Annotated in this window: 20 protein-coding genes and 1 pseudogene; 11 read left to right on the top strand and 10 right to left on the bottom strand. The window is 65.0% G+C overall.

The window, feature by feature from the left end:
- Positions 1-22: 22 nt before the first annotated feature.
- The 3 genes from IPM49_03570 to IPM49_03560 form a co-directional block, all read right to left on the bottom strand.
- Positions 23-994, bottom strand: a complete 972-nt coding sequence (locus IPM49_03570) for a hypothetical protein (GenBank protein MBK9273604.1) — start codon at positions 992-994, stop codon at positions 23-25.
- Entirely contained in the window at positions 991-1,875 is an 885-nt protein-coding gene (locus tag IPM49_03565; GenBank protein MBK9273603.1) for a DUF58 domain-containing protein, read from the bottom strand. Before IPM49_03565 ends, IPM49_03570 begins: the two co-directional genes overlap by 4 nt.
- Before the next feature lie 78 nt (positions 1,876-1,953).
- Positions 1,954-2,979: a MoxR family ATPase gene (locus tag IPM49_03560; protein MBK9273602.1), complete on the bottom strand. Its 1,026-nt coding sequence runs from the start codon at positions 2,977-2,979 to the stop codon at positions 1,954-1,956.
- Between the two features lie 1,183 nt (positions 2,980-4,162).
- On the opposite strand from IPM49_03560, the gene IPM49_03555 reads away from it, so the two are divergent.
- The 4 genes from IPM49_03555 to IPM49_03540 all read left to right on the top strand — a co-directional run bounded on the left by IPM49_03555 (position 4,163) and on the right by IPM49_03540 (position 8,947).
- Entirely contained in the window at positions 4,163-5,116 is a 954-nt protein-coding gene (locus IPM49_03555) for a T9SS type A sorting domain-containing protein (GenBank protein ID MBK9273601.1), read from the top strand.
- A 41-nt stretch (positions 5,117-5,157) separates the two neighbouring features.
- Positions 5,158-7,479, top strand: a complete 2,322-nt coding sequence (locus tag IPM49_03550) for a tail fiber domain-containing protein (protein MBK9273600.1) — start codon at positions 5,158-5,160, stop codon at positions 7,477-7,479.
- A gap of 541 nt (positions 7,480-8,020) precedes the next feature.
- Positions 8,021-8,434: a nucleoside triphosphate pyrophosphohydrolase family protein gene (locus IPM49_03545; protein ID MBK9273599.1), complete on the top strand. Its 414-nt coding sequence runs from the start codon at positions 8,021-8,023 to the stop codon at positions 8,432-8,434.
- A gap of 138 nt (positions 8,435-8,572) precedes the next feature.
- A complete protein-coding gene (locus IPM49_03540) occupies positions 8,573-8,947 on the top strand; it encodes a four helix bundle protein (protein ID MBK9273598.1) in 375 nt (124 codons plus the stop codon).
- A gap of 34 nt (positions 8,948-8,981) precedes the next feature.
- On the opposite strand, the pseudogene IPM49_03535 reads toward IPM49_03540, so the two are convergent.
- A pseudogene (locus tag IPM49_03535) lies at positions 8,982-10,017 on the bottom strand (IS630 family transposase).
- A 206-nt stretch (positions 10,018-10,223) separates the two neighbouring features.
- Here IPM49_03535 and IPM49_03530 point away from each other — a divergent pair.
- The gene (locus tag IPM49_03530) at positions 10,224-10,730 is read left to right on the top strand and encodes a DUF4442 domain-containing protein (protein MBK9273597.1); all 507 of its coding nucleotides are present in this window, start codon (positions 10,224-10,226) and stop codon (positions 10,728-10,730) included.
- Between the two features lie 3 nt (positions 10,731-10,733).
- Complete coding sequence (locus IPM49_03525) at positions 10,734-11,177, top strand: hypothetical protein (protein ID MBK9273596.1); 444 nt, start codon at positions 10,734-10,736, stop codon at positions 11,175-11,177.
- Positions 11,178-11,185: 8 nt separating this feature from the next.
- Here the strand turns inward: IPM49_03525 and IPM49_03520 are convergent, their stop codons facing one another.
- Both IPM49_03520 and IPM49_03515 read right to left on the bottom strand, forming a co-directional pair.
- Positions 11,186-11,836: a DUF2238 domain-containing protein gene (locus tag IPM49_03520; GenBank protein MBK9273595.1), complete on the bottom strand. Its 651-nt coding sequence runs from the start codon at positions 11,834-11,836 to the stop codon at positions 11,186-11,188.
- Between the two features lie 31 nt (positions 11,837-11,867).
- Complete coding sequence (locus tag IPM49_03515; protein ID MBK9273594.1) at positions 11,868-12,548, bottom strand: PorT family protein; 681 nt, start codon at positions 12,546-12,548, stop codon at positions 11,868-11,870.
- Positions 12,549-12,740: 192 nt separating this feature from the next.
- Between IPM49_03515 and IPM49_03510 the strand changes: the two genes are divergently transcribed.
- The 5 genes from IPM49_03510 (at position 12,741) to IPM49_03490 (ending at position 19,011) form a co-directional block, all read left to right on the top strand.
- Positions 12,741-12,908 carry a hypothetical protein gene (locus IPM49_03510; protein ID MBK9273593.1) on the top strand — a complete coding sequence of 56 codons (168 nt, stop codon included), beginning with the start codon at positions 12,741-12,743 and terminating at the stop codon, positions 12,906-12,908.
- Positions 12,909-12,945: 37 nt separating this feature from the next.
- Complete coding sequence (locus tag IPM49_03505; GenBank protein ID MBK9273592.1) at positions 12,946-13,884, top strand: arginase; 939 nt, start codon at positions 12,946-12,948, stop codon at positions 13,882-13,884.
- A gap of 42 nt (positions 13,885-13,926) precedes the next feature.
- Positions 13,927-14,892: an amidinotransferase gene (locus IPM49_03500; protein ID MBK9273591.1), complete on the top strand. Its 966-nt coding sequence runs from the start codon at positions 13,927-13,929 to the stop codon at positions 14,890-14,892.
- Between the two features lie 45 nt (positions 14,893-14,937).
- Entirely contained in the window at positions 14,938-16,728 is a 1,791-nt protein-coding gene (locus IPM49_03495) for an arginine--tRNA ligase (GenBank protein ID MBK9273590.1), read from the top strand.
- A gap of 87 nt (positions 16,729-16,815) precedes the next feature.
- A complete protein-coding gene (locus IPM49_03490; GenBank protein MBK9273589.1) occupies positions 16,816-19,011 on the top strand; it encodes a TonB-dependent receptor in 2,196 nt (731 codons plus the stop codon).
- Between the two features lie 6 nt (positions 19,012-19,017).
- On the opposite strand, the gene IPM49_03485 is transcribed toward IPM49_03490, so the two are convergent.
- The 4 genes from IPM49_03485 to IPM49_03470 form a co-directional block, all read right to left on the bottom strand.
- Positions 19,018-20,013, bottom strand: a complete 996-nt coding sequence (locus tag IPM49_03485; GenBank protein ID MBK9273588.1) for a type IX secretion system membrane protein PorP/SprF — start codon at positions 20,011-20,013, stop codon at positions 19,018-19,020.
- A gap of 9 nt (positions 20,014-20,022) precedes the next feature.
- On the bottom strand, positions 20,023-24,117 hold the full coding sequence (locus IPM49_03480; protein ID MBK9273587.1) for a PKD domain-containing protein: 4,095 nt from the start codon (positions 24,115-24,117) through the stop codon (positions 20,023-20,025).
- Between the two features lie 528 nt (positions 24,118-24,645).
- A complete protein-coding gene (locus tag IPM49_03475) occupies positions 24,646-25,836 on the bottom strand; it encodes a DUF2807 domain-containing protein (protein ID MBK9273586.1) in 1,191 nt (396 codons plus the stop codon).
- Positions 25,833-26,378 (bottom strand): RNA polymerase sigma factor, encoded by a 546-nt coding sequence (locus IPM49_03470; GenBank protein MBK9273585.1) that lies wholly within the window; start codon positions 26,376-26,378, stop codon positions 25,833-25,835. Before IPM49_03470 ends, IPM49_03475 begins: the two co-directional genes overlap by 4 nt.
- Positions 26,379-26,418 lie beyond the last annotated feature (40 nt).

The raw sequence follows: 26,418 nt of genomic DNA, 5'->3' as shown, positions 1-26,418 counted from the left end.
CCACGCCAGGCCGCTGTTCAGGTCACCGGGTCTGCGCATCGGCGGGTTCGAGGGTGGTGGACAGGGCCGCGGTGCTGTCCAGGATGAAGCGGCGGGCGGCGGGTACTGCGGCCTCGTTCTCCGCCGGGGCCGGGGCCAGCTTGGCGAACTTCACCAGGTCGGCCAGCCGCAGCACGTTCGCCAGCTGCTCGCGGTGCGCAGTGGGCAGGGCCGTCACGCGGAGGGCCTGCACCAGCTCGTCGGTGGTGCGTTCCATCGCGGGCACCTCCAGGCGGGCCTCCACATAGCTGCGCAGGATGTCGGTGAGGGCGATGTAATGCGCCTTCACCTCGCCCTGCTGCCACAGGCGTTGTCGTTCCAGTTCGTCCAATCGCAGCAGCATGGCCTCGTGCAGGGGAAGGGGTGGAGGCGGGGCTTCGTCCTGCACGCGCTTCCGGCGCAACCGCTGCACCAGGGCGGCACCACCGCCGATCAGGCCGAAGGCGGCCCAGAGGCCCACCAGCCAGGGCCAGTGCTCCTCCAACCAGGCCAGCAGCGAGGGCTGGGCCTCATAGATGTCCTTGATGTCGCGGAAGGCCTGCGTGGTGTCCACGGCCACGGTGCGCACCTCCAGCAGCAGCGGCGCGGTCTCCAGGGTGTCCGTGCCGATGCGGAAGCGGAAGGGCGGGATGGCCCAGAAGCCGCTGTCCCAGGCCGTGACGGTGATGTGGCGGCGCTGCACCAGAAGGGTGGGGTCGGCCTCGTCGGCGCGGGCGGTGTCCACGCCGCTGTCCCACACCACCTCCACCTGCCGGGTCAGGGTGTCGCCAATGGCGGGCCACGCCACGTCCAGGGTGCCATCGCGGTCGGTGCGGTAGTACGCTTCGAGGTCGATCACCACCTGCTCGCCGATGCGGATCACCGCGCTGTCCAGCGTGGCGCGCACGGCCGGGGCCTGGGCGGTGGCGCCGGGCAGGCCGATCAGCAGCAGCAGGGTGATGATCGGACCTCTCATGCGCGTTCGCGTTGGCGGAAGAGGTCCATCAGGGGGCGGACGTAGCCCTCGCGCGTGCCGATCACGGCGTGGTCGATGCCGGAGCGGCGCAGCAGGTCGCGGGTGCGCGCGGCATGTTTCAGCGCCTCGGTGCGGTAGGCCTTGCGCACACGGGCACTGCCGGTATCCACCCAGTGGCGTTCACCGGTCTCGGGATCCTGCACCAGCACCAGGCCCAGGTCGGGCAGTTCGCCCTCACGCGGGTCGGCCGTGCGCAGCACCACCAGGTCGTGCCGCCGGTCGGCGATCTTCAGCGCATCCTCGTAGCCGCTGCCCATCAGGTCGCTGATCAGGAAGGCGATGCTGCGCTTCTTGATCACGCTGTTCAGGAAGCGCAGGGCGCCTGCGATGTCGGTGCCGCGCTGCTGCGGGGTGAACTCGATCAGCTCGCGCACCAGCCGCAGGATGTGGCTTCGGCCCTTCTTGGGCGGGATGTAGCGCTCCACCGTGCCGCTGAAGAGGATCAGGCCCACCTTGTCGTTGTTCTTGATCGCGCTGAAGGCCAGCGTGGCGCACACCTCGGTGATCAGCTCGCGCTTGGTGCGCCCGGTGCTGCCGAAGTCGGCCGAACCGCTCACATCGGCCACCAGCATCACCGTCAGCTCACGCTCCTCCTCGAACACCTTCACGAACGGATGGTCCAGGCGCGCGGTGACGTTCCAATCGATCGTGCGCACCTCGTCGCCCGGCATGTACTCGCGCACCTCGCTGAAGGCCATGCCCCGCCCCTTGAAGGCGCTGTGGTACTCGCCGCTGAAGATGTGGTCGGTCAAGCCGCGTGTCTTCAGCTCGATCAGCCGCACCTTCTTCAGGAGCTCCTTGGTGTGTTGGGCGGTGTTCATGTGCCTATGTGCTCATGTGCGCATGTGCCCATGTGTGACCGTGCTGTACCCTGGGCACATGGTCGCATGGCCACATGGTCAGGGGACCTCCACGGTGTTCAGCACGCGGTCGATGAGCTCGCCGACGGTGATGTTCTCGGCCTCGGCCTCGTAGGTGAGCCCCACGCGATGGCGCAGCACATCGGGGCACACGGCGCGCACGTCCTCGGGGATCACATAGCCGCGGCGCTTGGTGAAGGCCAGGGCCTTGGCGGCGAGGGCCATGTAGATGCTGGCGCGCGGGCTGGCACCGAAGCCGATCAGGCTCACCAGGTCGCTCAGCTTGTGCTGGTCGGGCTTGCGCGTGGCGTGCACGATGTCCACGATGTACTGCTCGATCTTCTCGTCCATGTACACCTCGCGCACCAGCTGGCGGGCGGTGAGGATCTCGTCGGGCCGCACCACCTTGTGCAGTTCGGGCTGCGCGCCGGGCCGCACGTTCTGGCGGATGATCAGCTTCTCCTCCTCCTTGTGCGGGTAGTCCAGCACCACCTTCAGCATGAAGCGGTCGGTCTGCGCCTCCGGCAGGGGGTAGGTGCCTTCCTGTTCGATCGGGTTCATGGTGGCCAGCACCAGGAAGGGTTCCGGCAGTGTGAAGGTCTGCTGGCCGATGGTGACCTGCCTTTCCTGCATCGCCTCCAGCAGGGCGCTCTGCACCTTGGCCGGCGCGCGGTTGATCTCGTCGGCCAGGATGAAGTTGCTGAAGATCGGACCCTTCTTCACGCTGAACTCCTCGTTCTTCTGGCTGTAGATCAGGGTGCCGATGAGGTCGGCCGGCAGCAGGTCCGGGGTGAACTGGATGCGGCTGAAGCCCACGTCGATGGTGCGGGCGAGGGATTTGATGGCCAGCGTCTTCGCCAGGCCGGGCACGCCTTCCAGCAGGATGTGCCCGTCGGCCAGCAGCGCCACCAGCAGCTTCTGCACCATGTCCTTCTGGCCCACGATCACCTTCTCCAGTTCGCGCTCCACCAGGTCCACGAAGGCGCTGGCATGCTGGATGCGGTCGTTCAACTGGCGGATGCTCTCGGCCGTGACCGGAGCGGGGGAGGTGCTGAGGGTGTCCATGGCGTGGGCCGCAAAGGTGTGCCGCAAAATTCACCGGAGCCCTTGGGCATCAGGGACGACCGGCAGTTAAAGAGTGTTAACCGTTCGGCCCGGGATCCCGGGCCTGGCCAGACAGCCTCCGGACGCGTCAAGTGGAATCGTGAAGGCGGATGCTGCCAAGCGCGATGATCGACACCAGCCCGCCTCTGCGATGCGCTGATGAAGGTGGTGTGTGGAGCGCCGTGGCGGTCTCCTTCCCCAACGTCCTCGCGAGCATCCCGATGGGATGTGGGTGATCCATCCCTGACCGTCCTCGCGAGCCGTTCCCGCAGGGCCGGCGTGGCGATCTCCCGGGCCAATGATCGGCGCACTTCCAGGGAGATCGCTTTGGCGCCAAAGCCCGCCTCGCGAAGACGTGTTGGGAAGGTGTGGAGTGTTCCACGCGCAGGAGGGGAGTTCACGGCATCAAGCCTCCTCCTGAGCTGCGATGCCCTTACCCTTTCGTTGTCGCGGGTAAGACGAAGGGATGCGTCTCGCTCCCCCTGATCCACGGGCGCTCTCCTGCGGATCATTCCGAAGTTCAGCGAACCTCGAGCACAGAGGTCTGCGGGAAAAGGTGAACGTGGACCTTGCTGATCATGGCCCTTCTGCTAGTAAACCTAGCACCGTCGAAAACCGCAAATTTTCAACAGCATGCACCAAAGCGTCGATCTTGAATTACATTGGTTCCGCCATGCAGCAACTACTTCCGATCAGGATCGGCGCAGACCGCACAGCGGGCTGCACGCATGGGGTTGGCGGCTGGAGGCTGGCGGCTTGCGGCCGGAGGCTGGAGGCTGGAGGCCGACACAACATGGATCAATGAAGGTAGGCGGGACTTCCCCTGCCCCCACGAAGAAGCCCCCGGCGCTTGAACACCGAGGGCTTTGGTCACTCATGTCCCACCAACTCGCGAAAGAAGATGAACACGAACTAGCGCGAAGATAGGATGCCACCGCAGAGCCCACCAGGCAGCACCCGGCCGTGCATACACGGCTGTTCTGCGGAGCCTTGCCGCAACCCGCGACGGACAAGGGCTTGAACGGAGCGGAAGAGGACCGGGCCAGCTACCCCGGTCAACACGAACAGAACAATGACCTCCAAAGCGATGATCCTCAGGTGGCCTGGTACCTGCTTCGGCTTGATGCTGGGCTGCTTGGGGTTCATGGCTGCTCTCCGCTGCGAAGCGCAGGGCAATCTCGTTGCGAACGGATCTTTCGAGGATCACGATACCTGTCTCGCCGTGCTGGGCTTCTACACCGATACCGAAGGCCCCCTAGGCTGGTTCTCCGCCAGCGGCTCGCCGGACTACTACCAAGGCTGCTTGCCCAATGGAAGTGGCAACGGCATCCCGCAGAGCTACGTCACCTACCAATACCCGCAGGACGGTGAGTACTTCGTGGGCTTGGTGACCTATCAATTGCCGACCGGTTTGCGGGAGTATGTCATGGCCGAATTGCTACAGCCCTTGGTGATCGGCCAGACCTACTACGTGAGCTTCTATGCCAATGCCGCATGGAACGGTACTGAGCCGAATCCACAGGCCTATATCGCAACCAGCCATATCGGAGCGCTTTTCACCATGCAGCCCCGCCCCTGGTCCATCGGTGATGCCTGGCCGGTGCCGGGCAATTTCGCCCATGTGTACCACCCCTGGGTGATCGCCGATACGGTGAACTGGGTGCTGGTGAGCGGCAGCTTCGTGGCCGATAGTGCGTACCAGTATGTGATGCTGGGCAACCACTTCAGCAATGCGCTGACGGATACGGCGCACTTTGCGCAGTACGCATGGTTGCCGAAAGCGTACACGTTGATCGACAACGTGTGCGTAAGCACCGATCCGCTGGGCTGCCCGCTGGCCTTGGCCGGATCACAAGATGACCCGTTCGCCCTGCCCCGACCTTACCCGAACCCAGCGCAAGACGAGGTTTGGCTGCGCGGTGTCGGCATTGATGCGGAGGTGTGGGTAGTGGATGCCTTGGGGCGTTTGACCTGGCAGGGCCATAGCGGGAGCGACATGCTACGGCTCGATGTGCGGAACTGGCCGCGAGGATCCTATGTGCTAAGGCTGCAGGCAAAGGGAGGAAGTCATTCGTTCAAGTTCGTGTTGATCGAGTAGTTGAAGTCCGGTCTTTCAGTTGTCAACAAACTCGAAAGACCATGAACAAGAAGAAGTTCTTCAGGCCGGTAGTGCTGGCCTTAGGTGTGCTTGCGCTGCAAAGCGGGCGGGCACAGGTGTCAACGGCAAGCAACAACCCCTTCGTAGGAGACTATGTCGGCTGCGATGGGCTTACCACGTTCCCCTTGGAGGTCCGCCACAACGGCAACCATGAGATCGAGTTCTGGACGGATAGCATCCAACGGGTGGAACTGAACCCGACGGAGAGCTACGTGGTGAACTCCAGCTTTGGGGCCAAGACGGCGAACGGGTGGATGTTGCTGAGCCCGGACATCGCCAACTTCCTGAGCGGGGCCAACGGGCCATACAGCCTGCTGCATCTGGCGGCGGCCACCAATAGCACCCAGTCCGACAGCGACCGCCCGTGGATGAAGGTGGGCATGACGATCACGGGCAACGGCGACCACAGCTACGTGGGGCAGAAGGCGAACGCCAGCGACAAGACGGACATGGTGATCCACTGGAGCGACAACCCGGCCACCTGGTACGGCCCGGACCGCTTGCGCTTCCTGTTCACCAGCGGCTACAGCAGCTCCAGCGCTTCCGGGGCCTACAGCGAAGAAGGTTTGGAAGGCATGCGGCTGTATCCGGTGACGCCGGATGAGGTGAATGTGGGCATCGGTGACTTCTACGCGGCCAACCTATCCGACCCGACCATCACTGAACCCGAAGAGCGGGTGGACGTGGTGGACGGTCGGGTGCGGATCCGCCAGTTGCCGAACGAGGCGGTGATGGACACCGCGGACAAGTACGTGGTGGTGAACGAGGATGGGGTGCTGGGCTGGCAGAACATCGCGGCGCTACCGGATAATTGCGAATGGACCATGGGCGCCAATCCGAACCCCAACCACGTGTGGACGGCGGTGGGCGCGTCGGACCCGGACTGCCCGGATGGAGAGGATAACGTCGGGATCGGCACGAACAGCCCGGCGGGTGGAACGAAGCTCAACGTCATTGAGAACACCCCGCATTCCGGCTTGTCCAACCGAGGTATTTTCGTGCGCACGGAGATCCCAACGGGAACCAATGGTGCAGGTGCCTCTTGTATCGGTGTGCGTGCCGAGGCGGCCAACGGAGAAGATCGGAACGTTGGGATCCAAGGCACCGCATTCACGCCAAGTGGGGTCACTTCTGTGGACAACTATGGGATGGAGGGTTTCGCGAATCCTTCCGGTGAGGTGGGTCAGAACAGGGCGTTGTCGCTTGATGCATCAGTAGCCTCCGGTGGCGTGGTCGATGAGAACAGAGGTGTCTTCTCGCGCGCTACGGACAATGCCGCCAGTGCAGAGAACTGGGGTGGACAGTTCGAGGCTTACGGAACAGGCACCTCGGCGACGAACCGCGGCGTGGAGACCTATGTGCAAGGCACCGGGACGAGCCAGAACAACATCGGCGTTCGGACCTACGTGTATAGCACAGGCAGCAGCTCCACGAACCATGGGGTGTGGAGCCGAGTGGATGGGGCGACCTCAAGCACCAACATCGCAGTGTATGGCCAGGTGGGCGATACGCTCACCAATCATTGGGCGGGCTACTTCGCTGGTCGCGTTCAGGTCACCGGCAGCATGTGGAACAACGGGACCTTCATCTTCTCGGACGCCGACATCAAGACCAATGTGGAGGACATCGAAGGACCGGATGCGGCCGATCTGCTGGGACAGCTGGCGCCACGGACGTACACCTACCAAAGCGCTCAGTATCCGCGATTGTACCTCCCGAGCGGGCAGCAATACGGCTTCATGGCGCAGGAAGTGGCGCAGGTGATCCCGGCCGTCGTGAGCAGCACGAAAGTCCCCGCTGAGCTGGACAGCCTCGGCAATGTGGTGCATCCGGAAATGGATGTGGAGGGCATCAATTACACGGCGATGATCCCGTTGCTCGTGGCGGCGTTCAAGGAGCAGCAGACCACCATCAGCACCTTGCAGGACCAACTGGCGGCCGTGCAGCAGGACCTGGCGAGCTGCTGCGCGGACCACGGCAGCACGGATGGGCGCAGCATGAGCCCAGGGGCAGGGGCGGGCGCAGGTGCAGGCGAGGCCCTGCGCACCGATCTGTTCATCGTGCCCAACCCGGTGGCGGACCACACGCAGCTGCGGTACACACTGGCCACGCCGGGCCGCACGCGGCTGGAGGTGAGCGATGCCAGCGGCAAGCGGCTGGAGGTGCTGGAGGAGGCCATGCGTGAGGCCGGTGCCTACACCCACGACTGGACCACCACGGATCTCGCGCCCGGCACCTACCACGTCACGCTGTACCTCAACGACAGCTTCGTGGTGAAGAAGGCGGTGAAGGTGGCACGATAGGCTTGTGCACAACATGGGTCAGGGGCCGCTTCGCGATCGCGGGGCGGCCCTCGGCGTTGGGGCGCATGAGCACTCAGCTCAAGCCCCCTTCTGAGCAGCGATCGCTCGCTGCTCCCATCAAGGAGGGGTACGGGGTGGTTTCCGCTTTCATGAAGAATGCGGCATGACTGAGGTGAAACCTCCCCTGACCCCTCCTTGCCCGGCGCGTGGAGCCTTCCACGCGCAGGAGGGGCGTTCATGCAATAGCCCCTCCTGAGCAGCGATCACTTCCCTTGCCGTCATCGCGAGCAGCCCGAAGGGATGCGTGGCGATCTCCCTGGCCTGTGATCCGATCTCTACCGGGGAGATCGCTTCGCCTGCAAAGCCAGGCACGCGAAGACGTGTTGGGTCGACGTGGAGCGTTCCACGCGCAGGAGGGGCGTTCACGGGATCAAGCCCCCTCCTGAGCAGCGATCGCTCGCTGCTCCGCACAAGGAGGGGTACGGGGTGGTTTCCGCATTCGTGAAGAACCCGTCCTGCCGGAGCCTCTACCTTCGATCGCATGAGCACCCCTTCCGTTCCCCTCACCCTCGCCGAGGCCATCGGCCACGTGCGCAGCTTCCACGACGCGTTCGGCATCCCCAATGCCGAGGCACCCACAGCGGCCATCGGCGACCGCGACGCCCTGTTGCGCTACAAGCTGATCCGCGAGGAGAACGAGGAGTACCTGGAGGCGGCCCTGCGCGGCGATCTGGTGGAGGTGGCCGATGCCCTCGGCGACATCCTCTACATCCTCTGCGGCACCTTGCTCAAGCATGGGCTGGAGCACAAGATCGACGAGGTGTTCCGCGAGATCCAACGCAGCAACATGAGCAAGCTCGGCGCCGACGGCCGACCCATTCGCCGTGACGATGGCAAGGTGATGAAGGGACCGGCCTATTTTCCTCCGGATATCGCGCGGATCCTTGGACCATAGGAAGAAGGAAGGACCAAGGACAAAGGACAAAGGGGGAAGATCGAAGAACTGACCGCCACGACCGGCCTGATGCGTTCGCTGCCCGATCGGATCGGACCACAGGACCGGATGCGAAGGGTGGAAATGAAGTGATCGACCATGGAGAAGAAACAAAAAGACCTGGAGACCCGACTGGAAAGGTTCGCCGTGTCCGGTGTGTTGGTGACCGAGAAGATGCCGGGTACCCCGGCCGGCCGGTTCTATGCGGACCAGTTGCTACGGGCGAGCGGGTCTGCGGCCCTGAACTATGCGGAGAGCCAAGGCGGCGCGAGCCACCGTGATTTCACCAACAAGATCAAGATCGTGTTCAAGGAGCTTCGCGAGGCCCACATGGCACTTCGCATCATTCACGGAGCTCGCCTCCATCCGGACCTCCCATGGGTGTCCACCGTCAGGCAGGAGGCTTCTGAATTGGTCGCGATCTTCGCCACTGCTGTACGAACCGCTGAAGAGCGGAGCGCCCGCAGGAATTGACCACTTTTATTGATCCGGCATTCATGATCTGGACTCAGGCTGCGTAACGAACGGTGTCTTTCTGGAACAGTGCGATGATGCGCTTGGGGTGTCGCTGGAGGGAACGCAGGAAGCGTGATGTGAAGAGTTCAAGCTGCCCCTTCTTGCGTGCTGGAGCGTGCTTGGTGACGGCATCCTTCAGCGCTGCGTTCGCTACTTCCACCGGGTTGAGTTCGGGCGAATAACTCGGCAGGTGGAAGACCTCGATGCTCTCCAGATGCTCCTCGAGCCATTCCTTGACCGGCTTGCTGTGGTGGACCCTGAGGTTGTCCAAGATCAGGGAACACCTTGTTGTCGCTATCCTTGACCAGTCTTCTCAGAAAGCCGATCAGGATGCTGCTGTTCAGTGCGCCCTTGAAGACCATCCAGCGCATTTCCCCGCGATTGGTCACCGTGGAGATCACCGAACAGCCGTGGCGGTTGTGGTTCACCCTGACCACGGGAGTGTGGCCTCGCAGGGAGTAGCTGCGCCCGCGAACGTCATCACTGCGCAGACCGGTCTCATCGCCCCAGTGGATCACGGCACCTTCAGCCTTGGCACGTGCACGGATGGCCGGATAATCCTCGTGCAGCCACTTGCGCACCGCCTCCGGTCGCTGCTCGTAGGCCTTGCGCAGTGGCTTCTGCGGCGTAAATCCCCAGCGCTCCAGATAGAGCCCCACACTGCGTATGGCCAGCTTGCGGTCGTAGCGCCGCTCGATCAGCTCGCGCACCGCTTGCCGGTTCCACAACGCATAAGGCATTTTCAACTGATCGGGCGTTCTGTCACGGATCAGCCGTTGTGTCTCCTTCTCCTGCTCACTTGTCAGGATGCGTCCCTTGCCCACCGGGCGACCGGTCTTCCACACACGAATGGCCTTCCAGCCACCGGCCTTGTACCGTTGCCAAGCTTCGTTCACCGTGTTGCGGGACATGCCACAGAGTTCGGCCGTTTCCTTCAGGCCCATGCCCTTGAGCCTGCATTGCACCGCCTGCCTACGACGCTCATTGAGCTCGGGCATCGACAGCTTCCTGGAGTCGTTCTCGCGCATGCCTCGGCAAGATCCACAGATCGTGCCGATCGTCCGCTATATCGATGCCGGATCAATAACTCCATGTTGGCTTCAGGCTTAGTCATCATCTGTGCTCGATCCTGTCTTCACCGTGTCGTGAGCCCTCTTGTTCCTTGGTTCTTCTTACTTGTTCCTTCTTCCTTCCCGCCCCTCCACCATTCCCTCTTGCCCTCACGTTAGTCGCCATGCACCTGCCCACCTTCCTCGCTCAGGCCCGCACGTCCGCGTTCACGCGCTGGAAGCTCAATGCCTTGCTGCCGTGGATGATCCCCTTCAACCGGCCGCACGGCTTCAAGGTGGTGCCGCTTCCGGAAGGCGGGATCAGCGTGCACATCCCGTACTGGCGCATCAACCGCAACCACATCAAGGGCATCCATGCCTGCTGCCTGGCCACGGCCGCCGAGATGTGTAGCGGGCTTAGCGTGCTGGAGCAGCTCGATCCCAGGCAGTACCGCCTGATCATGCGCAGCCTGCACATGCAGTACCACTACCAGGCGAAGCAAGCCGCAGTGGCCCGCTGTGCGCCGAGCGCCGCAGCGATCGCCGACGAGGTGGTGCGACCGCTCCAGGATCAGGCGGCCGTGGAGCACAGCAGCACCGTGGAACTCCATGACCGCAGTGGCAACCACCTGGCCACCGGCACCGTGGTGTGGCAGGTGAAACGCTGGGACCAGGTGCGGACGAAGGTGTGACACATGCTGGCCGTCCTCATCCTGTTGTTCCTGTTCGGCACCGGATTCCTACTGGCCAATCATGGGTTGGCGGTACATCTGATGTTGCGCCTCCTCCGACCTGACCTACATCCTCTCAAGGCTGTGCTGCTCAGCACGGTGCTGTCGATCATGCTCACGTCGCTCGTCCTCTATCTCGGGTTCTGGCTTCCGGCGGAGGAGGTCATCAGGACCACGGAAGCTACCGGAGAACCGGCCCTTGGCCCCGCGCATTTCGTGGGCCAACCGATCCTTCTATTCGTCCAGTTGCTGGTTGGTGTCGTATCGGTCGCTTGGGCCGGGGGCAGAGCCATGAGCGCGATCCGGCGGGGCGATCGACGCGGGTGGAATCTCGTTGGTGTCGCATTCCTTGCGATCCATGCGCTTGTGATCGTTCTCGTGCTGGGGGGGATGGTATTCAGGCTATAAGCTCAGTTTCACCCTTTTCGAGAGCTCTGGGTCAGCCGCCTGGCGGCGCTCCACAGCACCATCGCCAGCACCGCACCGCTGAAGGCCAGGGCCATGTCCTTCTGCGCATCCCAGATGTCGCCCTGCGAGCCCAGGTAGGCGTGGCCCTGCGCGGGGAAGAACACATCGGCCACGGCCCACTCGATCAGTTCGTAGGCGGCGCTGAAGCTCATGGTGATCTCCACCGGCAGCACCCAGCACACCCAGGTCGGCCATTGGAAGTGGTTCCTGAAGTGGTCGCGCATCGGGTAGGCCAGCAGGAAGCCGAAGCTGAAGTGCACGATGCGGTCGTAGTGGTTCCGCGCGCTGCCGAAGAGGTCCTGCAGCCAGTAGCCCAGCGGGTTCTCCGCATAGGTGTACATGGCGCCATACACGTGCAGCAGGATGTACACGAACATCAGGGTGTAGCTGAGGTCGCTGAAGCGGAAGCGGCGGTGGGTGAGGACCAGGCCGCCCACGAACAGGATGGTGAGCGCGTTCTCGGTGATCCAGTTGGCGCGGTCGGTGGTGCCGATGAAGGTCCACGCCCAGATCAGCGCGAACGCACCGGCGAAGGCTTTGAGCAGCGGGTTCTCGGCGAAGGGAACGCGCGTGGGGGAGGAGGCGGTGGTGAAGGGCATCGCGGCAAGGTATCCGGAAGATCGCGGCCGGTCACTTGCGCTTGCCGCCGTCCTTCTCGTAGTAGTCGTCCTCGGTGGGTTCCTCCTCGTCCTCCGGGGCCTCGTCCTTCGGCTTGGGGCGGAAGCGGAAGGTGGCGTGAAGGCCGATCACCAGGTTCTGCCGCCGCACCACCGTGTCGAACGGCGTGATGCTGTTGGTGCCGCGCACCTCGAGCTCGAAGGGACCCTTCTCCCAGCCCAAGCCCAGGCAGATGCTGAACTGCGTGCGCCGGATGTTCTCCGTGTTGATGCCGCGGTCGATCAGCTCCTGGCCATCCTGGGTCACCTGTTCGCGCCCGCTGAGCAGGTAGCCCGGCACCAGGCCGCCGCCTAGGAAGAGGCCCTGCGGGTTCTTGTTCACCGACACCTTGAGCACGAAGGGCAGCTCCACGTAGTGCAGCGTGGTGCGGGTGGTCTGCCTGAACTGCGCGGCCTGCACCAGGCTGCCCTTGGCCACGTACATTGGCTCCACCATCAGGCTCACCTGCCCGTTCATCTTGAAGTCGAAGCTGTAGCCGCCGATGGGACCGAACTTGGGCAGGCCGGTCCACGCCAGGAACTGCCCGGCGTTCACCGTGGCCATGCCCAGGCCCAGCCGCGGGCCATGCCAGGTCTGGGCCTGTACCGCACCCGCACAGATCGTGGCCAGAAAGAGGAGGGGAGCGCGTGGCATCGCCGCGAAGATGCGAACCCGGGGATCGTCCTTCGTCGCGAGGAGGAGGGGTTCGTCGATGAAAAACGGGCATTCATCTTGACAAGGGGTGTGTTCATCGGTCATCTTTGCCCCGCATGGCCGCCGCTCCGGCCGTGCAGGCAACGGACTGCTGGGCGCTTGGACACCCCCCTCAAATCCCGTTCGCCGAACATGTGGCCCGTACAGACCCTGACGCTCCTGCTCTGCCTCACCGATGAAGAGCAGCTCTTCGCGATGCGCCTTCCCGAACCCGCACCCGTGGTGATCGAGCAGGAGGCTGCGGCCGTGGAGGACGAGCCGGCCTGCGCACCGTTCGAGCCGGTGGAGGAGGAGGCCTAAGCGACGCGCCTACCTTTGGTGCCGTCCCCATTCACCCATGGAACTGCGTTTGATCGAAGCGGCCTCGGAGATCGGTGCGGGCAAACGAGGCGCCAGCATGGGCATGGCCGCGCTGCGTGTGGCCGCTTGGAAGCTGGGCAGCGAGCTCTTCGGCCATGCCGAGGAGAGCATCCTCCGCGACGAGAACGATGTGCTCTACGAGGACGATAACTCCCCGAACGCCCACCACATCGACGGCCTCATCCGCTTTGAGAGCGATCTGGCGTACGAGGTGTACAGGTACCTGAGGAACAACACCTTCCCCATCGTCGTCGGAGGCGATCATTCGATCGCCATCGGGTCGGTGAGCGGCACCAAGATGGCCTTCCCCAACGACCGGCTCGGGGTGGTCTGGATCGATGCGCACGCTGACCTGCACAGCCCGTGGACCACACCGAGCGGCAACGTGCACGGCATGCCCCTGGCCCTGCTCATGCACATCGAGAAGAAGGGCCGCAACCGTCCGCGCGTGTTCACCATGGACACGTGGGACCGCCTGCGGAAGATCGGCGTGAGCAGCCCCAAGCTGCTGCCCAGCGACCTGGTCTTCATCGCCCTGCGCGACTACGAACCGGAGGAGCAGGCCATCATTACGGAGTACGGCATCAAGGTGATCACCGTGGATGACCTGCGCCAACGAGGTGCCGACGCCGTGGTCCGGGAGACCCTGGCCCACCTCAGCGCCTGTGACAGGCTGCACATCAGCTTCGATGTCGACAGCCTCGATCCCTCGATCTCCGTGGGCACCGGCACACCCGTTCCGCACGGGTTGTCGCTTGACGAAGCGAGCACCCTGCTCAGCGGTTTCTGTCGCGATCAGAAGACCGCCACGCTGGACGTGGTGGAGATCAACCCGGCGCTGGACACCAACAACGCCATGGCCGAGGCCGTGCTCGGTGTGCTGGAGCCGCTCTTCCCCATCCTGCGCGGACGCTGACCTCTGGGCAGGCGCGCTCACCGACGCATGAGCACAGGGCACATGACCCGAGGGCCCCGGGAACAGGGGAGGACCGGTCCCAGGCCGCAGGCCGCTTCCGCGGTCATCCTGGTGCGCCCCACCGGCTTCGCTCCCGACCCGGAGACGGCGGAGAGCAACGCCTTCCAGCAGGTGGTCAACGACCCTGAGTTCCGGCGCCTGGCCGAAGAGGAGTTCGATGGACTGCTGGATGCGCTGGACCGGTGCGGCATCGGCACCACGGTGCTCGACCCTGTGGATCCCACGGCGCCCAACGCCGTGTTCCCCAACAACTGGTTCAGCACCCACGCCGACGGAACGGTGGTGCTGTACCCCATGTGCACGCCGAGCCGTCGAAGGGAGCGCGACCCTTCCTTGGTCCGGACCTTGGAGCGCGAAGGGTTCCGCGTGGACCGGTCGGTCGACCTCAGCGCGTTGGAACAGGCGCATCGTTACCTGGAAGGCACCGGGAGCCTCGTGCTCGACCGTGGGCGCAACGTGGCCTATGCGGCGCTCTCCCCGCGCACCAGTGAGCGTGGTCTGAATATGTGGTGCGGTGTCATGGATGGTCATCAGGTGCCCTTCCTGGCCACCATGGACGGCACCCTTGCCGGCCAGCCCGTGTACCACACCAATGTGGTGATGAGCATCGGTGAAGGCTTCGCGGTGGTGTGCCAGGAGGCGATGCCCTATCCGGTGGATCGTGAGGATGTGCAGGCGGAACTGGAGCGCGCGGGCAAGGTGCTGGTGCCGATCACCCTGGATCAGATGCACCGGTATGTCGGCAACCTGCTGCAGCTGCGCTCACCGAAGGGGGCGTTCATCCTGCTCTCCACCTCGGCCTTCGAGGCGCTCACCCCATCCCAGCGGCGGCCGTTGGAAGCCCATGGACAGCTGGTGCCCGTTCCGGTGCCCACCATCGAGGCCGTGGGTGGAGGGAGCGTGCGGTGCATGCTGGCTGAGAACTTCCTCCCACTGTTGGGCACGTAGCGGGCAACCGCGATCTTCGCGGCCATGACGAAGGACCCCCTGCTGATGCGGCTCGGACCGGTCGTGGTGCGTGCGTTCAAAGAGCTGTACGACAAGGAGATCCCCCTTCACCAGGTCGGCTTCCAGTCCACCCGCCCTGAGTTCGAGGGGGATGTGACGATGAACGTGTTCCCTTTCACCAAGCTGAGCGGCAAAGGGCCCGAGCCCCTGGCCAACGAGCTCGGAGGGTTCCTGATGCGGGAAGAGCCCGTCGTGGTCCGCTTCAATGTCATCAAGGGATTCCTCAACCTGGTGATCGCTGACAGCTACTGGACGGGCTTCGTGCGGGAGGCGGGCGGGCGCGACATCCTCAGCTTCCCCGCCACGGGCCGGAAGGTGATGGTGGAGTACGCCAGTCCCAACACCAACAAGCCGCTGCATCTGGGGCACCTGCGCAACATCTTCCTGGGCTGGAGCGTGAGCCGCATCCTGGAAGCCACGGGCGATCAGGTGGTGAAGGTGCAGGTGATCAACGACCGCGGCATCCACATCTGCAAGAGCATGCTGGCCTGGCAGAAGTTCGGCCATGGCGAGACCCCGCAGAGCAGCGGCCTGAAGGGCGACAAGCTCGTGGGCAAGTACTACGTGGAGTTCGACAAGGCCTACAAGGCGGAGATCAAGGCGCTGGTGGCAGGAGGGAAGACCAAGGAGGAAGCGGAGAAGACCGCGCCCATCCTACTGGAGGCGCAGGAGATGCTCCGCCAATGGGAGGCCAATGACCCCGCCGTGCGCACGCTGTGGGAGACCATGAACGGCTGGGTGTACGAAGGCTTCAACGCCACCTACGCCCGCGCCGGAGTGGACTTCGACCGCAACTACTACGAGAGCCGGACCTACGTGCTGGGCAAGGCCGATGTGCTCGAGGGCCTGAAGAAGGGCGTGTTCTATGAGAAGGACGGCGCCGTGTGGGTGGACAATACCGCCGAGGGCCTCGACGAGAAGGTGCTGCTGCGCCGCGATGGCACCAGCGTGTACATGACGCAGGACATCGGCACGGCCATCAAGCGCTTCGAGGAGTTTCCCGGCCTCAGCAAGCTCATCTACACCGTGGGCAACGAACAGGACTACCACTTCAAGGTCCTATTCATCATCCTCAAGAAGCTGGGCTTCGCCTGGGCGGATGAGCTCTTCCACCTCAGCTACGGCATGGTGGACCTGCCCAGCGGCAAGATGAAGAGCCGCGAAGGCACCGTGGTCGACGCCGACGACCTCATCGACGAGGTGGTGACCGAGGCACGCCGCATGGGCGAGGAGCTCAGCAAGCTGGACGACTTCACCGAGGCGGACAAGGCGGCGCTGTACGAGATGATCGGCCTGGCCGCGCTCAAGTACTTCCTGCTCAAGGTGGACCCGAAGAAGCGCATGCTCTTCGATCCCGCCGCCAGCATCGACCTGCAGGGACACACGGGTCCCTTCATCCAGTACACCTATGCCCGCATCCGCAGCCTGCTGCGCAAAGCGGAAGGCATGGGCACTTGGGTACGACCTGTCCCGTCCCAGCGGGATGAGCACACGGGCACATCGGCGCTTCTCCCCGAGGAACGAACGGTGATCAAGCTGCTGCACCACCTGCCATCCGTCCTGGACGAGGCGGCCACCAAGCTGGATCCCTCCGCCCTGGCCAACCATACCTACGAACTGGTGAAGGCCTACAACAGCTTCTACCAGAGCGTGCCCGTGATCAAGGAGGAGGATGCCGCCAAGCGCGCCTTCCGCCTTGACCTGAGCCGGGTGGTGGCCAACGTGACGAAGAGGGCGATGTGGTGTCTGGGCATTGAGGTGCCCGAGCGGATGTGACCCGGCCCGCTTCGGTCTCTGCTGCGAAGACCATCTCCCCCGATCATGGTATTGTGGGCCGTCGCGACCCAGGGCTGCTTTGCGTCCATGATCGATCGGGACCTTTTCCGCGCCCTGCCCGCGGCTTTGTTGCTGCCATTCGCTGTGCACGCGCAACACCCGGACACCGTGCGCACCCTGGAGCTCCGACCGTTCGATGTGCTGAGCGTTCACCGCACGGGCATCCGTCCCGCCGACGACACGCTTGGCGCTCTCATTCTGGCGGCCAGGCGCACAGAGATCATCGCACCGGCGGCGCTGGACGCCGACCTCGCGCTCAACCACGGCCGCCAGGTGTTCGCCAAGGTGCCTGGCATCACCGTGTGGGAGAACGACGGCAGCGGCATCCAGCTCGGCATCGCGGCGCGCGGCCTCAGCCCCAACCGGAGCTGGGAGTTCAACCTGCGGCAGGACGGCCACGACATCAGCGCGGACCCCTTCGGCTATCCGGAGGCCTACTACACCCCGCCCATGGAGGCCCTTGAGCGCATCGAGGTGGTGCGCGGCGCCGCATCGCTGGCCTTCGGCCCGCAATTCGGCGGACTGGTCAACTTCGTGCTCAAGCGGGGCGCTCCTGACCGGCCTTTGGCCGGTGAGCTCCGCCAGACGGTCGGCTCCTTCGGACTCACGGATACCTATGCGGCGCTCGGCGGCACCAAGGGCCGTGTGGAGCACTACACCTTCGTGCACCACCGCCAGGCCGAGGGCTGGAGGGCCAACAGCCGGTACCGCACCACCACGGCCCATACGGGCTTGCGCTATGCCGTGACCAGGAACCTCCGCATCGGGTTGTCCTACACGAGGTCCGATGTGGTGCAGCAGCAGCCCGGCGGCCTCACCGATGCGCAGTTGAAGGTGGATCCACGTGCGTCCGATCGGGCCCGCAACTGGATGCTGTTGCCGTGGAACGTGGCCGCGCTCACCGCCGAATGGCGTCCGGACGACCGTACGGTGATGGATGTGAAGGTCTTCGGTACGCTCGCCGAACGCAACAGCGTCGGCTTCATGCGCGCCGTGAACATCCCTGATACGGTTGACCGGGCGACAGGGACCTACGCGCCGCGGCAGGTGGACCGGGACCGCTATGCGAACGCTGGGGTGGAGGCCCGGATCCGTCGCGGTCTCCCCTTCCTCCGGAGACAGGCCCATGTGGCCGCAGGGCTGCGCTACTTCCAGGCCGTCGCCCATCGGCAGCAGCTCGGAACGGGCACCACCGGCTCCGATGCCGATGTGGACATCGTCGGCGACTTCGGCCGCGACCTGGATCTCGGGACCCGGAATGCCGCGGCCCACGTCGAGGTGATGCTGCCCTTCACCGACCGCATTGCGGTGGTGCCCGGTGTGCGTGTGGAACACATCGCCTCACGGGTCGACGGGCGGATCAGCGCCACGGGCCTTGTGGACAGTGGCGAACGTGCCCGACAGGTCGCCCTGCTCGGCCTCGGCGTGCAGGTGCGTGCCACGGCCACCATGCAAGGCTATGCCAACGTCAGCCAGGGCTATCGCCCCGTGCTCTATGGCGACCTCACGCCATCCGCCACCACCGACCTCATCGATCCGGATCTGCGCGACACGCGCGGGTACAACGTGGATGCCGGCTTCCGTGGCTCCCTCGGCTCGTCGGTGAGCTTCGACATCGGCGGCTTTCTGCTGCACATCCATGATCGGGTGGGGACCGTGGTGCGCGACGGGGTGAACGTTCGCACCAACCTGGGCGCCTCGCGCAGCCAGGGTGTGGAAGCCTATGCCGAGGTGGACGTTCTGGGGCTCTGCCGCGGCACGAACGGTCATGGCCGATCGAGCCTGGCCATCGCCCTCGCTTACGGCTTCGTCGATGCCCGCTATGTGCGGTGGGACGATCCGGCCATGGACAGCGATGCGGCGTTCGATGTGCGCGGCAACCAGGTCGAGTATGCGCCGCGCCATCTGTTCAGGCCGGGCATCACCTTCCGCCACCGACGCTTCTCACTGGCCGCCAAAGGCAGCGTGATCGATGCGGTGTACACCAACGCGACCAATACGGAAGCACCGAGCGCGAACGCCACGGCGGGCCGGATCCCGGGTTACTCCGTCGTGGATGCCAGTGCGACGTGGACCTTCGACGCTCACATGACCCTGTCGGCCGGGGTCAACAACCTTCTGGACGCGGTCTATGCCACGCGCCGCGCGGGCGGTTATCCGGGCCCCGGCCTGATGCCGGGCATGGGCCGGTCCTTCTACCTGACCCTGGCCGCACGTATGTAGCGCTGGTCAGAACTTCGGGCAGGGCACGATCTTGTGCTTGCGTGCCTTGGTCTTGCGCGGCCACTCGTAGGTGAGGCTTACCTCATGCGCGCCACCACTGGACCGGTCGAGCCAGCTGATGGTGACATCGTAACTGTACACGATGCGCAGCTGCAACGGGGTCTCGTAGCCCGCCATCAGCACCACGGCGTCGTTGTTCGGATATCCGGGGGCATAGGCCTTCAGCCCGGGGATGCCGCGGTACCAGATGCCCGCCAGCAGTTTGTCGTGGTCCACGTAGAACCCCACGTCGAACTGGTCCCACTTGCCCTGGGCCTTGTAGTGGGTGGCAAAGGTGCCCACCGTGCTGCTGTAGGCCATACGCTGTCCGTCCAACGGGAAGCGGTAGCCCGTGTGCACACTGGTGCGCATGGGCAGCCGGGCATCACCGTTCAGGAAAAGCGACTGCTGCGGCCTGTTGAGGTGGTTCACACTGAAGCCGGCCCAGAAGCGCTCGTTGTAGTACAGGCCTCCAGCGCTCAGGTCCATGTAGCTCACCTGCTGCACGAAACCGCTCTCGATGCTGGTGGCCGCGTTGTCGCGGATCACCTGGTCGGCGAAGAGGAAGCTGTTCGGGTCGAAGCTGCGGTTGGTCCAGGCCGCGCGCACCCCCCCGCGCACCGCGTGCTTTCGGTTGATGCGGGCCTCATAGCTGTAGGCGGCGGCCACCTGCGTGAAGGACAGGCCGTTCGCGCCCGCCACATCCCGCATGGCCATCACCCCGAAACCGCTGTTGAGCTTCTGAGACCGGTGCTCGTAGCTCGCCGCATAGGTCTGGAAGGCGTTCACCACCGCGCTGGGCCATTGGTTCCGGTAGTTCATGGCGATGCGGTCCTGGTACGTGTTGCCGGTCAACGCCGGGTTCAGGTACATCGGTGCCGCGAAGAACTGCGACAGCTGCGGGTCCTGTGCGGAAAGCACGGCCGGTGCGAGCGCGAGCAGGAGGGGTAGGCTTCGCTTCATGCGCTTCGCTTATCGGAACAGGGTGATGTCGCCCACGAGCTGCCGCTCCTTGCCGTCCACGAAGCGCAGCCACACCTGGTACACGTATACGTCCTGTGGGCTGAGCTGGCCGCGGTAGTAGCCGTCCCAGCCGCGCTGGATGTCGAGGCTCTCGAAGATGAGCTCACCCCAGCGGTTGTAGATCCGCATCCGGAAGTCGTCCACGAAGCGGGCGAAGGGGTAGAACACATCGTTGCTCAGGTCGTTCGGATCGTATCCGCCACCACCGCCACCGCCGGGGTTCGGGGTGAAGCCCGTGGGGATCACCACCTCGTGGTCCGGCGTCACCTCCACCGTCACCCACGCCGTGTCGCTGCATCCCTGCACGTCCATCACCACCAGTGCCACATTGAAGAGGCCCACATCCATGAACTGGTGCGACACGTCCTGCTGGTCGCTCGTGGTGCCGTCGTCGAAGTCCCAGGCGTAACTGGTGATCGCACCGGTGCTGCCGTCGGTGAAGTGGATCAGCGCGTTGTCGATGTCCGTGCTCGTGGTGCTCGCGGCGAAGGCGGCGGTGGGCGGAGCGTGCGCGATCACCAGGCCCGGCGCGGGCGATGTACTGCTGCATCCCAGCGCCGTGGTCACGGTGAGGCTTACGCCGAAGGTGCCCGCCTGGAACGTATGAACGGGCGCCGGAGCGGCGGACGTCGCACCGTCGCCGAAATCCCACAGATAGGTGAGGTTGCCGCTCACCAGGGTGTCCGGGAACTGCACCGTCAATGGCGCGCACCCTTCAGCGAAGATCGCCGGCAGGGTGAACACCGGTGGTTCATCCACCTGCAGCGGCACCACCGCCTGCAGCGTGTTGCCGCATTGGTCCGTGGCGGTCACCGTCAGGGTCATGTCCGTGTTCACCACCACGCTGTGCGGGCCTGGCCCCGCCACGCCCAGTTGAGGCCAGTTCAGTTGTACGGACGAGGGATACCCCATCACCTGCGCCGAGACCGTGGTCGTATCGCCCGGGCATACCGTGCCTGATCCGGCGGTGATCAGCTGCGCGTCGTTCAGATCCAGCACGGTCACCGGGAGGGTCACCGTGGGCCCGCTGCATCCGTTCGCGTCCACCACGGTCACCACCACGTTCTGCGAGGTGCTGAAGGCATGCGTTAACTGGGTGCCCACGCCGATGCCGCTCCAGCTGATGAGGAGGTTGCCCGTTCCTCCGAACGCCTGTGCGGTAAGGGGTACGGGCACGTTCACGCACACCGTGTCCGGTGCCTGGGCGGTCAATTGGATCGGCGGCGGAGCCCCGAGCTGGGCGCTCAGCTGCACGGTGCATCCATTGGCATCGGTGGCGGTGACCCCGTAGGTGCCTGCGCCGAGCCCATTGGCGGTCGGGCCCATCTGGCTGTTCGCCGCCGCGTCCCACTGGTACGTGTATCCCGGTGTTCCGCCGGATGCGCTCACCGTGGCCCATCCATTGTTCCCGCCGGCGCAGAGCGGATCGCCGCTCTGGGTCAGCGTGGCCTGCAGCGGTGCCGGCTCCGCGATCGTGATGCTCATGGTCGTGTCGCAGCCCAGCACATCGGTGACCGTGACCGCATAGGTGCCGGCCGCAAGTCCGGTGGCCGGGTTGCTGGCCTGTGCGCCGGGATCGTTCCACAGGTAGCTGAAACTGGTGTCATTCGGTGTGAACAGGGCCGTGCCATCGGCGCCGTCGTGGCAGCTCGTGGCCGTGGCGGAAAGGCCCGCGTTCAGAAAGCTCTTGCTGATGATCACCACGGCGGTGTCGACATCGGGCGGGCAGCCCGGGTTGCCGGTGGTGGTGAGGAGGAGGGCCGCACCGCCCTGCTGCACCTCTGCAGCACTGGGCATGTAGGTGGCCGTCAGCCCGTTGTTCAACCAGGTGCCGGTGCCGCCGCTCCATGTGCCTCCCGTGGCGTTGGTCACCGTCCCGGTGAGCGTCACCGGAAGTTCGTTCAGGCAGCCCACGAGGTCGGGGCCTGCGTTGGCCTGGTTGGGCTGTGCGGTGGCGTTCACCGTGGCCGAACCGCTCACCGGGGTGCAGCCGTTGGCATCGGTGATGATGACCGTATAGGTGCCGACGCCCACGTTCACGGACGGGGTGGTGGCCCCTTGGCTCCACGCGTAGGTGTACGGGGCCGTACCGCCGTTCACGGTGGCACTGATGCTCCCACCGCCCAGGCCGGCGCACGGTTCATCCACCACGCTCAGTGCGCCCAGGATGAGCGCGTCCGGCTGGCCGATGGTGATGCTCAGGGTCGTATCGCAGCCGGCAGCGTCGGTCACGGTCACTCCGTACGTGCCCGCGGGAAGGCCGCTCACCTGGGGTGTCGTGGGCGCGCCAGGCGCGTTCCAGACGAAGCTCATGCCCGGTAGCACCGGTTGGAAGGACGCGGTGCCCGTGGCCGTGGCGTTGCACAAGGCGTCCGATCCCGTCACGCTGGCGTTCAGCAGGTCATCGCTCAGCACCACGTGCACCGTGTCCACATCGGCCGCACACAAGGGGTTGCCCGTGGTGGTGAGCAGAAGGTCGACCCCGCCGGAGGCCAGTTCGGCCGCCGTGGGCTGGTACGTCACGTTCAGGCCCGTTCCGGCAAAGGTGCCCTGACCTCCGCTCCAAATGCCGCCGGTGGCGTTGGTCACCGTGCCGCTCAGGGTGACCGGCAACGCGCCCAGGCAGCCCAGTTGATCGGCGCCCGCATTGGCCTGGTTCGGCTGGGCCTGTGCGTTCACCACCGCCGAAGTGGGTTGGGAGATGCACCCGTTGGCGTCGGTGACCGTCACGGCGTAGACACCGGCGCCCACCTGGATCGTCGAGGTGGTGTCCGGAAGACCGGCCCAGGTGTATTGGAACGGTCCGGTGCCGGCGGTGACGTTCACGGTCACCTGTCCGTCCAGGTTCCCCGCACAGCTCTCATCCTGCGTATCCACGGTGATCGCCATGCCCGGCAGTACCGTGATGGCGTATACGTAGGTCTGTACGGCCGGGATCGGGCAGGCACCATCGTTCACCTGCACGATGAAGGGAAAGAACCCGGAGGTGCCGGGCTGACCGTTCCAGCAGACCGTGCACGTGATCGGGTTGGTACCCGTGTAGGAGAAGGTGGCTCCGGGCAGGTTCTGCTGAAGGTTGGTGGTGGCTTCCAGCACGTTCGCCGCGTTGATATCGGCGATGTCGAAGGACATGCAGAACGAACCTGACTCACAGACCTCCACACTGTTGGCGCCGGTCTGCACGGCCGCACCGGTGAAGCCGCCAATGGTCCCAGTGGCCGGGTCCGGAGGAACGTTCGCGCAGGGATACGCGATGAACTGCATGTCGCGCATCACCGTGCCGATGAGGTTGCCCAGGGAGTCCCACTCGCTCACTTCCACCACCACCACCCAGTTGCCGGCCAGCATCGGGGTGAAGCTCAGCAGGCCGGTGACGGGGTCGATCGTGATGCCACTGATGGGCTGCGCACCGGTGTAGGGCGCCACGTAGGCGATGGGTTGACCGAATTCGTCCAGCGCATCCACCAGGGCATAGCTGAGGGAGTCGCCGTCCGGGTCATAGCCACCGTAGCTGTACGTCACCGGATAGTTCAGGCAGACGTAAGGGCTGGCGATGTTGGTCAGCACCGGGCTGTTGTCGCAAGGGTCCACCGTATTGTCGAGCGTGGTGGCGATGTACATCGCCTCATCATCCGGGTTCACCAGATTGGCCACTGCGGCGTTGCGGTTCCGGCCGATCCAGCCCATCGTCCAGTGGTCGCATGGCGGAAGTGTCACCACCGTGGTGTAGGTGTACTGCTCGATGCCCGGCAGCGTGCCGCCGTTGCAGGTGCTGTTCGGAAGTTCGAGGTCGCAGAGTTGTGACAGCTCGACCGGGTTGGGAGTGTCCAGGGTCACGGTGAAGCTGTCGCAGGGACTGTCGAAGACCAGGTCGACCTCATTGTCCAGTTGGACCCCGAAACAGTCCCGGTAGACGATGAGCGTCACCTCGTACTGGTTGTTCCCGAGGCACTCGTAGAAGATCTCGCCGCCGCTGATGTGCGTGGCCGCTACAGGGCAGGACGCGGCCAGCGTGGTCGCCACGAGCGCGGTCCTGAACCGCATCGCCAGCATGCTCCCGAGTCGTGATCCCCCCATCGCGTATGTGCTTCTGCTCGATCGGTCGTACGCGGGCCGGCGCCGTTGGATACGTCCGTTCGACCGGACCTGCGATTTCATCGACGAACATGGGCGCGATGGGAGGTCGTGCGGAACCCGTGCGAGCGCCCCAGGCGAGGACCTGCTCCATCCTTCCTGAGGGTGCGTGGCGGCCCCGTCGCCCCGACCCCTGCCGATCGGACCGGTCCGTTCAGGTGAAGCCGGGTGCGCTCCTGCAGCGCGTTGGCGAGGGGTGGCGAGGGTCGGACGAGCGGTCGGCAGCTGCGGCTTCAGCCGTGCACCGGAACCTTCCGCTCATGGCATCGGACCGGATGGTATGGTAGGGTCGGGGAATGAGAACCCTTGGCGCAGGGGCGCATGCCAGCCCTGCCAACGCGGTCGTTGAGCCCGGAATGGTCCTTCGTTCGGTCCCGTGCGATGATGGGATCGCACCGGAAGTGTGGGGAGCCCGGCGGTGGACGCGTGGCCAGCGGCCTAGTAGGACCGTGAACCTTCCCCTTGTGGCGCATGGCCGCCAGGGCTCCCTTGCACTTCGATCCGACCGGAACCGGTGATGCGTTGCTCCAACGGTCCCGTCCGGCCCAGAAGAATATCGCCCGATCCCACCAGCGTGGCCGTGGTCCCGGTGCTTTCCACACCCGACGCATCCACATCGCCGGAACCGGCCAGATCGATCGACAGCCGTGCTGTGCGGCCTTCCAGGACCACATCGCCGCTTCCGCTCAGGTTCACCGCGGTGGTACCGCTCACGTCCATGGCGCCGCATCGCACATCGCCGGAGCCCGCCAGGTCCACCGTCAGCGAAGCGGCCCCCAGGGCGGAGCCCATCACAAGGCTGCCCGAGCCCTGCAGCAGCAAGCGCAGCGGCCCATTGGCGGTCATGGCTCCGGCCGTGATCCCACCCGAGCCGTACACCTCCAGTTCCGACACCTGCGGCATCCGCACGCGCACCTGGGCTCCGGACGCATTGCAAGTGCCGTTGCGGCTTGACTTACCGCCGTTGGCGATGCGCAGCACCTGCCCTTCCATCAGGATGCTCAGCCGGTCCAGGACATCCTCGTCGCCCTCGGCCACCACTTCGTACGGACCTTGCTCGAGCACCACGTCCATGCTGCCGCGCACCTGCACCGCCGTGAACCCGCTCAGGTCGTATCGGCGGGCATCTCCTTCCTTGATGGGCTCCGCGATGACGACCGCCGGGTCCGTTGCGATCGGACCCTGCACAGGGGCGGGCGCGGAGGCAGGAACGGGATCGGGAACAGGAGCGGGATCAGGGGGCGTATCAGCCTCGGGGGTCGGGGCGGGCGCTGCGAGCGCCACGGACGGCGCAGGCCGAGGTTGTTGCTGCGGCTTGGCCTCGGTGGGCAGCACGGTCGCCGGGGCATCGAACACCGTGGCGGGCGAGACCAGGTCCGCCGGAGCGCTCGGCGATGGGGATGCCGCACCGCCACTGGTGAACAGATGAATGCTCAGTCCGACAAGGAGGAGGCCTGCAGTGCTCATGAGGATGGAGTTGAGTTTGAAGAATGATCCCCCCGACCCGGATCCGGGCGGTTGGGTGGGTGGCAGGGTTATGATGAATCGCTCCACCTGCTCGAGGCTCAGTTCCTCGGGAAGGTCACGCAGCAGGTGCAGGTCGATCCCGTCGTGGGCGCGTGGGTTCATGGGAGCAGAAGGATCAGCAATTGCAGGGTTGCGGCCACCGGGAGTTTTGGACGACCGTCCAACCGGCCCCTCAGAGCGGCGCGGGCCCGGCTCACGCGGGTCTTGACCGCACCCTCCGCGCAGTTCTGGATCACCGCGATCTCGGCCATGCTGAGGCCGGAGACCTCGAACAGGACCAGGGCCTCGCGCTGCTGCGCAGGCAGCTGGTCCAAGGCCCTGTACAGCAACTGCACATCGACCAGCTGCTCAGGTGTGGCACCGTGCTGCTGCAGGCGCGCCGCCTGCCGTTCGCACAGGTCGGCCGATCGCCGGCCCAGCTTCCACGCGCTGGCGGCACGGTTCCGTGCGGTCCGTACCAGGTAGTGCAGCAACTGGTCCTTCCGCTCGATACGGTCGAACTGCTGGTATGCGGACAACAACACGTCCTGGACCAGGTCCTGCACATCCATGCGCCCGTACGCGATGGCCGAACAGTACCGAAGGAACGGACCGTGGCAGTCCTTGTAGGCCTGCATGAAGGAGGTCTGCTTCGCGTCGCTCACGGTCCTGGGGTGTTCCGAACAGATAGTCGCCGGATCCCCC

This window comes from Flavobacteriales bacterium, from assembly GCA_016715895.1.
Taxonomy (GTDB): Bacteria; Bacteroidota; Bacteroidia; order Flavobacteriales_F; family PHOS-HE28; genus PHOS-HE28.
The sequence above is the reverse complement of the archived record's forward strand: the minus strand, read 5'-3'. Positions and strand labels throughout refer to the sequence as shown.